We start from the raw sequence: 12525 nt of genomic DNA, 5'->3' as shown, positions 1-12525 counted from the left end.
GGCTCCTCCACGTGTCGTCCCGCAGTCTGAGTTCTGGCCATTACCTTCTACACACTCCGATCGGGCCTGACCAAACAGGTCAGGCCAGGACGTAACGGACCTCCACGGTGTTCTCGAAGGACACCCGCAGCAGGTGCAGACTTCGGCTCCTGTCCAGGAAGTAGGCCGCAGTGGTCGCCGCCAGGCTGATCGGATGCGACTCGTCCCAACTCAGGCGCAGGCTGACGGCGCCGCGCCGGATGGTCACGCCGGCGGTGGTGGTGTCGACGCTCTGCCCCGGGCTGAGCGCGGTGCCGTCGGCGAGCTCGAGGCGGTCGTTCGTGCGCACCACGAGCGGGATCACCTGGGTCGCCTGGCCAGCCACCTCGATCCGCTGCCGCAGCTCCACGTCGGTGAACACGAGGTCGGTCCGAATGAGGTCGGCAGGATCGGCGTACCGCACACCGAGTGGGCCGCCACCCGGCAGTCGCCGCTCCGGCGGAATCGCGATCCCGCGCTCCGGCTCGCCGATGAAGTAGCCGGCGGTCAGGCTGCTCGACGCGGTGGAGGTTCCGTCTGCGAGGACGGTCGCCCAGGCCCGGCCGTCGGCGTCGTTGCGCGAGTGGACGAACATGCCGCAGGCCGGATGCCACAGGAAAGCTGGACCGGATCGAACGAGACCGGTCTCCCGAGGGCCGAACCACGAACCCGCGTAGTACGACGGGCGGCGTACGAACAGGTAGTCCTGGCCGCGTGGATCACTTCGCATCTCGGTGAAGGAGTCCCGTTCCACGTAGGGAAGGCGTTCGATCCACGTGGTCCGCAGAGTCTCGGGCGGGTAGCTCTCGCCCAGGTCCGCGTGCAGGACGATCCGTGGTGAGGTGTCCGGCTTCACCAAAGGCGGCACGGGGTCCGGATCTGCCACCCATTCCGCCCGCCCGGCGGCCCGCGCCTCCGCCGAGGTGAAGTACGGCGCCAGCGTGGGCACCTCGTCGAGGAGCAGCGTCGCCAACACGTCCCGGTCGGGTTCCTGGGAGTAGTCGCCCACCGAGTTCGAGATGGTGCGCGCGCTGAGGGCGGAGAAGTAGATCCAGCCGGCGTCGTCGGGTTCGCGGACCCGGACCAGGCAGTACCAGTCGGCGAACTTCTCCACCATCGTGACAAGGCCCGGGTGCCCGGTCAGCCGGTGAAGGTCGGCGAGGTCGGGGAGTGTGACGGTGAAGTTGTAGCCGTGGTCGACGCCGTACGGCTCGTAGAAGTAGCCTGCCGGGCTCTGCCCGGCCGCGATGAGGTCGTCGATCCGCCGGCTCAGGGCCTCGGCGACGGACGCGTCGGGCATCAGGCGCAGCGCGCTGGCCACGCCCGCGAGCCCGCCGACGACCTGGTTAACCGCCTGAATCGGCGTCCGCCAGTGCGGGCCAGTCTCCAACATCCAGGTGGTCGCGGCGCGCAGCGCGGTCTCGATCCCTTCTGGCGGTCCGGCAGTGCCGAAATGGACCGGAGGTACCCCAGCGTGCCGGCCAGGGCCAGCATGCCGAACCCGGTGGTCGCGAGGCTCTCCTCCTCGTACGTCACCGGCCAGGCTCCGCGTGGACCCTGGAGCCCCAGGTAGTACCCGATGGCGGCGTCCAGGCGAGCCTCGAGCGCCGGATCGCGGTAGTAGGGGTTCCACGGGCGCTCGTGGGCGAGGAACCAGCCCATCGTCGCTACGTGCTCCTGGATGCGGGAGTTGCGGGGATGCGACGGCGTCCGCCACCAGCCGCCCGCCATCCAGCCGTACGTCTCGGCATCGTCGTCAACGATGTCGTTCGCCATCGGCGCGAGGATGACGAGGTATGGCGCAAGCCGTTGCTCCTCGGCCGCGAACAAGGCCCGCTCCGGCCCGTCGGGCGGCAGGAGCCCAACCAGGGGCAAGGGGGTCACCGTAGCCGTGATCGTCTCCGATCCCGGCTGAGCGCTGGCCGGACCAGTGCCGGCCACGGCATGTCCAAGCGCTGCCGCACTGGTCGCAGCGAGCAAGGTCCGCCGGGTCAGCGGCGGCAGGCATGGGAACTGACGGCCAGTCATGAGGTGGACTCCGATCGCCCGTGGTGGTGGATCGAGGCCCAGGGCAGGCGGCGATCCACCACGCGTCACGTGGGTCAGCTGAGGAAGTACTGCGCGGGGTTGGTGGGTGCGGGCGTCGCGTAGCGGTAGGAGTCAGGAATTACCGCGGGAACGTTGTGCAGCCGACGGCTGACGGTGCCGTATCCCTCTGGGATGCGGATCGTGCCGATCGTGTAGAACTGCTCCTTCGCGATCTGGAGGATCTCCCGGAAGATCCGCTTCCGTTCCTCTTCAGCCGGCGTCTCGAGCATCCGCCAGTACATCTCCATCTGCCGGCGAGGCGCATCTGGCGGGCGTTCCGCCGCGGGGTCCTCACCGCGGGTGGAGAACCACTGTCCCCACGGCGTCGCCCAGGCGACCAGTGCAGCCTGGACCGGGAAGTAGTACAGCGGGCCGAGCATCTCATCGCCGTATCCCCCGGTGCCGTTCCACACTCCGGCGTCGTGCTCGTTGGCGCGGGTGCGCTCGTCGTAGAGCGTGCGGTCCTCGGTCTTCACCCTGGTGTCGACGCCGACAGCCTTCCAGTGCTCGGCAACGAGGTTCATCGCGTCAACCCAGAACGGCACCAAGGCGGGTAAGGCCACCTCGACGGTGATCGTGAGGCGGTTGCCGTCGGGTCCCACGCGGAACCCGTCGGAGTCCTTGTCCACGAGGCCTGCTCGGTCAAGGTGACGTTCCGCCAACGCCGCATCGTAATCGGTGAACTGCTTAGCCATCCCCTCGTCGTAGAACTCCGAATCTGGGTTTGGTGCGGCCTGCCACGGCTCGCCCTGGCTCTGAAAGACCGCCTTGTTGAGCTCGTCGCGGTTGATCGCGTGGGACAAACCGATCCGGACGTCCCTGTTCTGAAAGAGCGCGCGCTTCACCGGATCCTTGTGCGCCAGGTTGAGCGAGATGACCATCTCGTTCATGTAGCTCGTGCGTAGCTTGAGGAAGTCGTACCCGCCGGACTCGCGCCCACGTGCCAGCACCGGCTTGTTCGGCAGGCTGTTGACGTGCCGGGTGACGAGATCGAACTCGCCGTTCGTGGCCTTGAGGAGGATGACCTGTGCGTCCGAGATCACCTGGTAGACGACCTCATCGATGTACGGCAGCTGGCTGCCGTCAGGATCGGTCTTCCAGTAGTAGGGGTTGCGTTTCGCGACGACCCGGTTGGAGTCGCCGAGCGGAGTGGTGACGATCCAGCCGTTCAAGGTGGGTTTCTCGGCGTTTCCCCAGTCACTGGCCTTAGCCGCGAAGAGTTCCGGCCACGTCGCCAGTCCTTCTGCCTCGGCGAGCTTGGTCACCTCAGGGTTGTAGGTGGCGTGGAACTCCCGAAGGTAGTGGACTGGCTTGTCCACCAGGGCAGCCGACGACTCGATCCGGGCGAGATCGGTGAGGAACATCCCCGACGGCACCGCATAGCGCAGGCGTACCGTGTGGTCGTCCAGCTTTTCCAGCGTGGCTGGCTGACCGCCGTGCACCAACCAGGACGGGGCAACCGGAAAGAGCTCCTCGTTGAGGAGGACGTCTTCGTAGGCGAACACGAGGTCGTCGGCCCCGAACGGCTGGCCATCCGACCACTTCATTCCTGCACGGAGATAGATGGTGAACTCGCGGGCATCAGCGGAGGCTTCGACCGACTCCGCGACGTTGGGAACGACCTCGGTCCACTCCGGGTCCCACCTCATCAGGCCCTCGTAACCGATGGTCGACTGGACCCAGGCCGTGTCGGAGGGACCCAGCAGCACGCTGTTCCAGGTGCCGCCGTACACGCCGACGCGCTCCACCGGTTCGAGCACCAGCGGAGACTCCGGCAAGCGCATCTTGACAGCCGGCAGCTTGCCGTCCTTCACTTGCCGCGCCAACGACGGGGCCTCTGGACCCTTTGGTTCGTTCGGCTTCCCGCGCGGGCTCTGCTGACCCCCCGGGTCGGTGGACAGCAGGTCGCACCCGGTGACGGCCAGCAGCCCGACGCCGACGCCCGCCGACCTCAGCAGCAACCGCCGGCTGACGCCTCGGTTGTTCCACACCTTCATCACGAAGCTCCTTGGGTTAGCCCGCCTGAGATTGGCGGGAATGCCGGACACCTGTCGCCGCGTCGAGAGCCGTCGCCACCATGTCGCCCAGGATGCTTTGCGCCCGCTCACGACCACGAGCGGTGCTCTCGACGGCGTTCTGGTAGTCGGCGTACTTGTGTTGGAAGAAGTCCTCGAGCTCACCAGCGCGGAGATCGTCGAGCTCGAGGATGCTGTCGGCCAGTCCGAGATCAGCCCACATCTGGCCCTTGATCGTGTCCGTCGGCTGCCTGAGATACACCGTGGGTGTCCCGGCGACGACGGACATGATCGGCGAATGACATTCCATGCTCACAACCGAATGCGCCCGGGCGTACACCGCGGCGGCCTCCTCCGCGGCCCAGTAGTACGGCAGGGCGATGACCGCCGACTGGACGTCGGCGGGAAGCTTCTCCCACAACTCGGTGCGGGCGAGCTCCACCGCGTAGATCATCTCGGGGCAGAGCAGGACCCGGCGGCCGGTCTGGCGCACAACCGCCGTGACGAGGTCCCGTAGCTTGCTCAGCTCACGGTCCTGAAAGGTCGCGTTCAGCTCATCGCGCCGAAGATCCTCAGCGGTCGGCTCCGTCCCACGGATCCGGTAGTACGGCGTGTAGCGCAGGCGTGGGATGACACAGACGAAGTCCCCCGCAGCCAGGTCGTACCCTTCGAGCAGTAACGTCGCCGCCGCGTCGTCGTGGACGTCGAACATAAACGTCGCGTCCGGACCGAAACCGAGTACGGGTGCCGTCACGCCCTGCTGCTCGAGGTATTCGAGGCTCAGCGTGTCACGGCAGAACACGAACGACGCCTCGTCCAGCAGGCGCCGTGTCTCCCGTCGCAGGTGCCCCGCGGGTAGGGCGCGGACCTTCGTCGCCAGGTCGTCGAGCGTCCCCCAGTCAGGATGCGTCACCGGATCGACGGTCACGCCGAAGATGCCGTACGGTTTGCCGGTCGCCGCACTCCAGAGGCGGACCTGAGGCTCGGCACCGAAGCTGGCGGCCGGGCCGTGCAGGAGGAGGTCGGCGCGCTCGAACTCCTCCTGAAGCTCCGGTGTCGTCGGTTCACCGCGCTCGTCGAGATCTCCTTCGACGAGACGGACGGCCGGGAAGAACCGCTCCAGCATCGCGCGTTCGCGGTCGTCGATCCGCTGTACCCACAGGGAAAGGTCGACCCCCGGGCCCGTGGCATTGCCATGGCGTTGGAGGGCCCGCAGTGTACCCGGCGCGTGGGCGACGTCACCGATGTTGACGGTCTGCCACAACGACCGCACAAGTATCCGAGCCCGTTCAGGCGCGTCGTCGCCACCAACAGGACCTGCCACACCCTCGTCGCCTGCCACTCCGGGAAATGCGTCCGCCATGCGCGCTCACCTTCAAACTGTGGTCGGGAGACGGCAACCCAGTCCCACGGCTGTGCACCTCCGCAAGACCTTAGGTTGCGCAGGTATAGGGTCGCCGATCGCCACAGTAGGGCTGATGTAACCTTGCATCAAGATGTAACCTTGCATCAAGATGACACTGTCCGCCGCTGGCCAATGTCCTTCCTGTGCCGATGCCGAAGCAGCAGCCGCGTCAACCCGCGCCTACAGACGCGGCACAGGCTCACCGGAGGCCGGTTCGCCTGGATGTGTTAACCTGCGGCGCATGACTACTCTGCGCGACGTTGCAAAGCGCGCCGGAGTTTCCATCTCTGTCGTTTCCGCCGTTCTCAACGGCAGCCAGTACGTCCGCACCAGCGCAGCGGTCCGCGAGCGGGTATTGCGCACAGTCGCAGAAATGAACTACGTACCCAACAACGCCGCCCGATCCCTACGCCTGTCCCGCTCTGGACTCGTGGCGGCGATCATCCCGAAGCTCAGCAACCCGATCTACGAGGACATGCTCCGGGGTATCCAGGACGCGGCCGAGTCGTCTGGCTATGCCCTCATCCTCACTGAGGCACAACGCGTACGTCCGGGCAGCGACTTACTCCGACGCCTGATCGGCGAAGGCAGAGCCGACGGCTTCCTTGTCCGATCACCTCGCGCTCTCGAACCGTTCAACACCCTTCCCAAACGGAGGCTCCCCGTTGTCCAGCTCGATGCCGGCAGCACGACACGACAAGGGTCGGTCAGGCTCGACAACCGCAACGGCGCGTTCGTCGCGACCACCCACCTCATCGAGCTTGGACATGAGCAAATTGCCTTCATCGGCGGCGACAAGGAGCACTTCGCTGCAAAAGAACGACGCCAAGGCTTCCGCGACGCCCTCCGGATAGCTGGACTGACCAGTCGCCAACGGTGGATCCGTCCCGTCGGCTTTTCCGCCGACGATGGCTACCGCGCAACACATGAGATCCTGACCCAGCCAAGCCGCCCTACGGCGGCTGTTGTCAATAACTCCACCACCGCCCTGGGAGTACTATCGGCAGCCGCCGACCTGGGTATCCCCGTACCCGACGACCTCTCCGTGATCGGCTATCACGACATACCCTCCGCAGCCCACATCCGTCCCGCCCTGACAACCGTTCGAATGCCCTTCTATGAGCTCGGCCATGCAGGACAAACCATGCTCGCGAGCCTGATCAACGGAGACGACCCACGCGACATCGTCGTCAACGATCCCCCACCCCAGATCATCGAACGCGGCTCCACCGCCCGGCGTCGATAGCGGGTGTTTCCGAACGGCGCCTCTCTGTGTCAAGTTGATCTGTGTCGTGGGAAGCGGGGATTGGTGGGCCAGGTCAGCCTCTGACCGGCCAATGCAACTCGGTGTAGTGGTTGTCGGGGTCAGGCGTGACGGTTGGGTCTGAGAGCCAGATCCAGCGCAATGGGCCGGCCAGTTCGAGGCCAGCCGCTTCGATCTGCGCTCGCAGATTCGCGATCACCGCCTCGACTTTCTCGACGTCCGCCCAGTTGCCGCTGGAACTCGGTGAGTGCTTCGTGTGGGGTGCCGTAGCTGAGGGTGGCGTGCAGCCGTTGTCGGTTGTAGAAGACTTCGATGTAGTCGGCGACGGCGAAGCGTGCCTTGGCTCTGTGGGGAATTTCTGCCGGTGGCGACATGGAGTGCTCCCCGGAGTACGCGAGGCCTTCGGCGACACCGGCCATGTCGCGCCATACCCCTCCAGCGCTTCCGCTGCGATGGCGCCACGTGGCATGGTTCGTGGCATGAACTGCCGTTCACGGGTGTCGATCGGTGGGGGTGGTGGGGGAGTGGGTGGTGGTGAAGTTGCTGGTGGAGGGCCAGTTGGGTGTTGGCGGCGGTTCTCGTAATGCGTAGGTCGTGGGGTTCGATTCCCACAGGCGGCTCACTCAAAAGCCCTGGTCAGAGGCGGTTGTGGCGCCTCCCGGCCGCTACGTCTGCTTTGCACGCTCGCCCAAAGCAGCCATACGAGCAGCCAAGCTGTTGGACGCCAGCGTCCGGCGGGTGACGGGTTAGCTATCGAGTGTGGTCCACAAGGGGCGCGATGTTGGGCGGCCGGAATCCGGGAGGCTTCGCCACCTTGCCATCCCGAACCACGGGGCGGCCGTCGTCACCTAGCTTCGTCATATTCGCCCCATGCACCTCCGCTACTGCCGCGTCGAGGTCGAGACCGTACGTCAGCGCTGTGCCATAGGCGACGTACACCACGTCAGCAAGCTCGTGCAGGATTGCCGCCAGGTCTCCTGAGGCGACCGCCTCGTCTAGTTCGCGAACCTCTTCGGCGAGAAGCCGCTTCCTAAGTTCCGCAAGGTCTGGGTCGACCGTCGTGGGCTGAGCTGCGATGGACAGCTCGAACGCTTCGTGAAACTCGCGTACAAGCGCAACCGGCGAGTTACTCATGCCGCTGACCATAGTCCAATTGCGGCGCGTCCCGGTTCTCCCCGGCCGGACCGGTCTGCGGCTCGACTGAGCCGTCTGGCATGACGGGGACGAGATTGTCGGCGAGGGTGCGTAGCGTGGCGTGGCATGTCGTGTCAATCGAGGTATCCGTCAGAGAAGCTTGTGCCGTACGACCCGTGCTGGCCAGAGCGCTACGCGGAGATCGCAGCGCGTCTGGTGGGTGGGCTGGGACCTCAGTGGGCGGTCGAGCATGTCGGGTCGACCTCAGTCCCGGGGCTGCTCGCTAAGCCGGTGATCGACCTGGCTCTGCGACTTCCCGCGGGTCAGCGGCTCGCGGACTGGGATGAGCCGTTCCAGGCACTTGGATGGACAGGCCGCATCGAGATCGGTGACCACGAGGCGCTCTTCCTGCTGGATGGCTCGGTTCGGATGGCGATCGCGCATGTTTTCACCGCCAACCAGTGGCCGTACGCGCATCCTCGCCTGTTCGCTGACTGGCTCCGGACGCACACATCGGACCGTGATGTATATGCCCGAATCAAGATGGAGCTCGTCGACCACGGCATCTGGGGAAGCGAGTACACATCGCCAAGGCGGCCTTCGTACAGGATGTCGCCACTCGCGCCAGAACCGCGCTCGGTCTTGCTCCGCTAACGCTCTAAAGGGGACGGGCTCGGCACCACAGAGGGCGCTGGTCGGAGCGGATCTCCACAACCTCCCCTCGGCTACGACGTGCCATGTCGTAGCCGAAGGGAACTGCTGCCTCTCACGTGAGTTTCACTGCCTTCGTTGCGCTGTCCTGGCCGTCTGCGTCGTTCAGCCTTGACCACAGGGCCGACTCCATGCGGTCTGCTGCCTCGCGAGAGACCTCCGGTGCTACGTGGCTGTAGAGGTTCATCGTGATGCTGATCTGGGAATGTCCCAGGATTTCCATGACGAGCCGAGGGGGACCGCCTGAGCTACTAGGATGCTCGCGGCTGTGTGTCTGAGGTCATGGAGGCGGATGCGCCGAAGACCAGCGCGCCTCACGATCGCGGCGAACGCTCGATGATCGTTGCGAGGATGAATCGGTGTGCCCAGCGACGTCGTGAACACAAGATCTGGATCTGACCAGGCCTTGGCTACAAGTCGTTCCTCAGCCTGACGCTGCCGGTGTACCCGCATCGCTTCGAGGGCGACGGCAAGGATCTATCGCGCATGTAGCCGGTAGCCAACCGACGTCGCGAGGAACGTCCGGGCCTCGTCGACGGAGTACGGCGAAACCTCCTGGTGTTTGAGTGACGGCGGTTCTACGAGCGTTGCCGGATTGACACTGATCAGTTGCCATCGCACAGCCACGTTCAGAGCGCGCCGAAGGACGGCATGCAGCCGCCGCACGCTCCCGACCGAGAGGACCTATGTGCGGTCCTGATAGAACGGCGCGAGGTGCTGAGGGCGAAGCGCATCGAGCCGATGGCGTCCGAGTGACGGAACGATGTGGAGGGGGATCTCTTCCTCGTACCGGTGTCGGTTGACGGACGCACATTGCTGGCCGCTACCTCGCGCATGTGGGTGTCCAGCCATTCCGCCAGGGTCGGTGTACGTCCGGGCGCCAGGCGACCGGCCTCAGCAGCGGCAACCAAGGTGCGCAGCTCGCGGACTACCTCCTGCCGGGTCCGTCGGGTGATGTACTTCCTGCGTCGCTTGCCTCCCTGCCAGCCCAGGTCTACGACGCCACGCCACTGGCCGGGCAATCCTCCTGGGAAGGCAGGTTGGCTCAAGCCGGACACCCGGGTCGGGCTGTCGATATGAGGTCGCCCGCAGTGGAGCCGATCCCCAGCTGATACGTCTCACCGAGCAGCTCCATCTCGGCACCGTGTTCTCAGGGGCGCGGACCAGGGACAAGGTGAATGCCGAACGTAAGTCGTTAACGACAGTTGCTCCCTTTCCGCGCCCGCAAGCGGGCACCCGCTCTCTCGCTGGGAGAGGGGAATAAAACCCGCCACAGTGTGGGATTGGCAACCCTGCCTACCAATCCGCTACCGAGCCGTCGTTCTCGTGATACGTCTCTCCGCCTAGCTCGGCGTGGTACCCGTACGACTCGCCCGTGAACTCCTTCGTGGCCTCCGCCTCGTCCACCTCCACCCCAAGGCCGGGCGTCTCCCACAAGGGGATATGCCCGTCGATCACCTCCCAGTCCTTCTTCAGCAGGCCGTTGCCGAGCCCGGCGTCGACCTGCTCCTGGATCAGGAAGTTCGGGACGACGGCATCGACGAGCATGCACGCGCCCAGTGCAAGCGGGCCGATCGCGCAGTGCGGCATGATGTGCTGGTAGTACACCTCCGCGTAGTTGGCGATCTTCTTCAATTCGCTCGGTCCGCCGCAGTGCGCCACATCCGGTTGCAGCAGCGCCACGCACTGCTTCTCGATCACCTCGCGGAACTCCCACCGGCTCAGGAGCCTCTCGCCCGTGGCGATCGGGAACGGGACGTGATCCGAGACCAGCTTCAACGCGTCGGTGTTTTCCTGCGGCACAGGCTCCTCGACGAACATCGGCCGCATGCCCTTGATCTCGTTGCACACTTCGATCGCCAGCGCCGGCGTCATCTTGGCGTGGAAGTCGAAGCACAGCTCCACGTCCGGGCCGACCCACTCACGCATCTTGTAGGCCGCCTCGACAAACTGGTCGATCCTCGACGGCGGCTCGTGGGCGCGCCAGAGGCCGGCTGGACCCGCCTTGTACGCCGTGTAGCCCTTCTTTTGAAGCATGTCGAGCCGCTTGCGAGAGGCCTCAAGTCCCTCGTCGGACAGGTCGCGGATGCCCCAGTGCGCATACACCCTGATCCTGTCCCGCACGGTGCCGCCCATCAGCTTGTAGCTGGGCACCCCGTAGTGCTTGCCGGCGATGTCCCACAACGCTGCATCGACTGCTGCCAAAGCGCTCATGTTGTGTGCGCCGCCCCTGAAGAAGGCCGATCTGTAGATCTGCTGCCAATGATGCTCGATACGAAGAGGGTCCTTGCCGATCAGGTACTGCGCATATTCGTCGATGACCGCCGGGACCGACTTCGGCTTGCCCTCCAGCGTGCTCTCGGCCCATCCGTCGATGCCCGCGTCGGTGCCGATGCGGATCAGCCGGGTGCGGTGTTTCGGAGCGAACTGTTCGACGTGCGTGATCTTCATCCTGCGGCGGCCTTCTTCTCTCGTGAAATGGGCGCCTCGAAAGCGACAACCTCCGAAGCGCCGCACATCTTACTCCCGCTCCCCGCAGGTGGCCGGTTCCCTTCCAGCCGGAGGACCTCAGCGGTTCCCGGTTGCCCGCCGGGCCGTCCTCGGGCTCGCCGGGCGGAAGCCGGTGGTGACTCATTCAACGAGGACCCCAGGGCTATGCCCTGCACCCGGTCCTCTCTCAGGGAGGGCAGCGTCGGCTTGCCCTCCCATTGGACGGCCACCGCGAGCGGCTTAACCAGAACCTGTGCAGGGCGCCAGGCCAAGCCTGACGGTCGACGCGTCGAGCCTGAGCGCCGTCACCTGCACAGAACCGGGTACGAACAAGCTGTCCGACCGATGGGAGAGCAGCCCGCAACGACGATCTGCGCGGCGCAAGCCTACGAACGCAATCCCATTTGCAGGCGCAGGCTAACCTGCCTAAATTCACACCGACTCAGTGCCACGTACACCGTCAGGGAGCGACCCGACATCGAAGCCATCGGCCCACTCATCGATGAAGCCGTCTGCAAGAACTTCGGCCAGGCCGAAGAGCGCGCAGTCGCGATGCGCGGCATCAGCCTGATCGACCACCCAGGCCACACCCACGACTCGCTGGCAGAGGTGATCATCGCGAACGGCACGGACCGATACGACCCGGAGCGCAAGAGTCAACTCCACGGTGCGTACGACCCACACGGCGTCGAATTGCACGTCGGATACTGCGCGGTGTCGGCAACATCCTTGCGCTCACTTAGACCCGACCCGTCGCCGACGTTCCTCGGCACCATCTCACAATCACCGTTCGCGAAACACGTGAGTGACTTCTATGCGGGTCCTCCACTCGACCGCGGCGGAGTCCCACTAAGGATCGACCTGATCACCGTCTACGATCCCGATCACCTTGAGGGCATCCAAATCCCCTTCCACGGAGACGAGCAACCACCGTATTCGGCGTGCCGATTCAAGTACCCGGACCGCCGCCAGGACGCACTACTCGGCCTGATCAAGGTCCTCTGATGGGCCAGGGTATCGGCTCGCGTGTGTGGGCCCTCACCTGGCAAAACAGCGACACGGCGGCCTTGAAACGGGGTTGCACAGCGTCCGCTGCTGCGGAGTCCTGGAGGACTTTGTTCGTCACAGCCAATGACGGGTGAGAGGGGACATGCCATCACTGTCACAGCTGTCACTCAATTAGCTTTGACCTGCGGAAACGCGAGTAGCGGGGAGTGACGGTCGTCAAATCCCTGCTTTCCCCACTCTCTCTGTCACAGCGTCACTCCGGACCGACCTAGTACGGCGTGGCGTTAATGATTGGACGGTTGTTCCTGGGAGGATGCTGGTATGGCTCATCCTCCTGCTGCGGCGTTGGTGTTGCATGACGGTGATCGGGACGTTCTTGGTTCGTGGGTGCG

At 65.2% G+C, this 12525-nt stretch carries 11 protein-coding genes; 3 read left to right on the top strand and 8 right to left on the bottom strand.

The window, feature by feature from the left end; all coding sequences use genetic code 11:
- Positions 1-79: 79 nt before the first annotated feature.
- The 4 genes from ABN028_RS33140 to ABN028_RS33125 all read right to left on the bottom strand — a co-directional run bounded on the left by ABN028_RS33140 (position 80) and on the right by ABN028_RS33125 (position 5484).
- Positions 80-1318, bottom strand: coding sequence for a hypothetical protein (locus ABN028_RS33140; protein ID WP_349699350.1), 1239 nt, complete (start codon positions 1316-1318; stop codon positions 80-82).
- A complete protein-coding gene (locus ABN028_RS33135; protein ID WP_349699349.1) occupies positions 1318-1893 on the bottom strand; it encodes a hypothetical protein in 576 nt (191 codons plus the stop codon). The genes ABN028_RS33140 and ABN028_RS33135 overlap by 1 nt, the downstream gene beginning before the upstream one ends.
- Before the next feature lie 227 nt (positions 1894-2120).
- Positions 2121-4103 (bottom strand): ABC transporter substrate-binding protein, encoded by a 1983-nt coding sequence (locus tag ABN028_RS33130; protein ID WP_349699348.1) that lies wholly within the window; start codon positions 4101-4103, stop codon positions 2121-2123.
- A gap of 16 nt (positions 4104-4119) precedes the next feature.
- A complete protein-coding gene (locus ABN028_RS33125; protein ID WP_349699347.1) occupies positions 4120-5484 on the bottom strand; it encodes a polysaccharide pyruvyl transferase family protein in 1365 nt (454 codons plus the stop codon).
- 283 nt (positions 5485-5767) lie between these two features.
- On the opposite strand from ABN028_RS33125, the gene ABN028_RS33120 reads away from it, so the two are divergent.
- Positions 5768-6772 carry a LacI family DNA-binding transcriptional regulator gene (locus ABN028_RS33120; protein WP_349699346.1) on the top strand — a complete coding sequence of 335 codons (1005 nt, stop codon included), beginning with the start codon at positions 5768-5770 and terminating at the stop codon, positions 6770-6772.
- A gap of 119 nt (positions 6773-6891) precedes the next feature.
- Here the strand turns inward: ABN028_RS33120 and ABN028_RS35615 are convergent, their stop codons facing one another.
- Both ABN028_RS35615 and ABN028_RS33110 read right to left on the bottom strand, forming a co-directional pair.
- Positions 6892-7209, bottom strand: a complete 318-nt coding sequence (locus tag ABN028_RS35615) for a hypothetical protein (RefSeq protein WP_502879242.1) — start codon at positions 7207-7209, stop codon at positions 6892-6894.
- Between the two features lie 331 nt (positions 7210-7540).
- Positions 7541-7924, bottom strand: a complete 384-nt coding sequence (locus tag ABN028_RS33110) for a pyrophosphohydrolase domain-containing protein (RefSeq protein WP_349325668.1) — start codon at positions 7922-7924, stop codon at positions 7541-7543.
- 126 nt (positions 7925-8050) lie between these two features.
- Between ABN028_RS33110 and ABN028_RS35610 the strand changes: the two genes are divergently transcribed.
- On the top strand, positions 8051-8578 hold the full coding sequence (locus ABN028_RS35610; protein ID WP_502879240.1) for a GrpB family protein: 528 nt from the start codon (positions 8051-8053) through the stop codon (positions 8576-8578).
- 240 nt (positions 8579-8818) lie between these two features.
- Here ABN028_RS35610 and ABN028_RS35605 read toward each other — a convergent pair whose 3' ends face one another.
- Positions 8819-9088 carry a tyrosine-type recombinase/integrase gene (locus ABN028_RS35605; RefSeq protein WP_502879239.1) on the bottom strand — a complete coding sequence of 90 codons (270 nt, stop codon included), beginning with the start codon at positions 9086-9088 and terminating at the stop codon, positions 8819-8821.
- An 843-nt stretch (positions 9089-9931) separates the two neighbouring features.
- Positions 9932-11086, bottom strand: coding sequence for a galactonate dehydratase (gene dgoD / locus ABN028_RS33100; RefSeq protein WP_349699344.1), 1155 nt, complete (start codon positions 11084-11086; stop codon positions 9932-9934).
- A gap of 384 nt (positions 11087-11470) precedes the next feature.
- Here dgoD and ABN028_RS33095 point away from each other — a divergent pair, with 384 nt between their 5' ends.
- A complete protein-coding gene (locus ABN028_RS33095; protein ID WP_349699343.1) occupies positions 11471-12130 on the top strand; it encodes a hypothetical protein in 660 nt (219 codons plus the stop codon).
- Positions 12131-12525: the final 395 nt, after the last annotated feature.

It is taken from the genome of Actinopolymorpha sp. B17G11 (genome assembly GCF_040196095.1).
GTDB lineage: Bacteria > Actinomycetota > Actinomycetes > Propionibacteriales > Actinopolymorphaceae > Thermasporomyces.
Note: the sequence above shows the minus strand (reverse complement) of the source record. Positions and strands in the feature narration are given on the sequence as shown.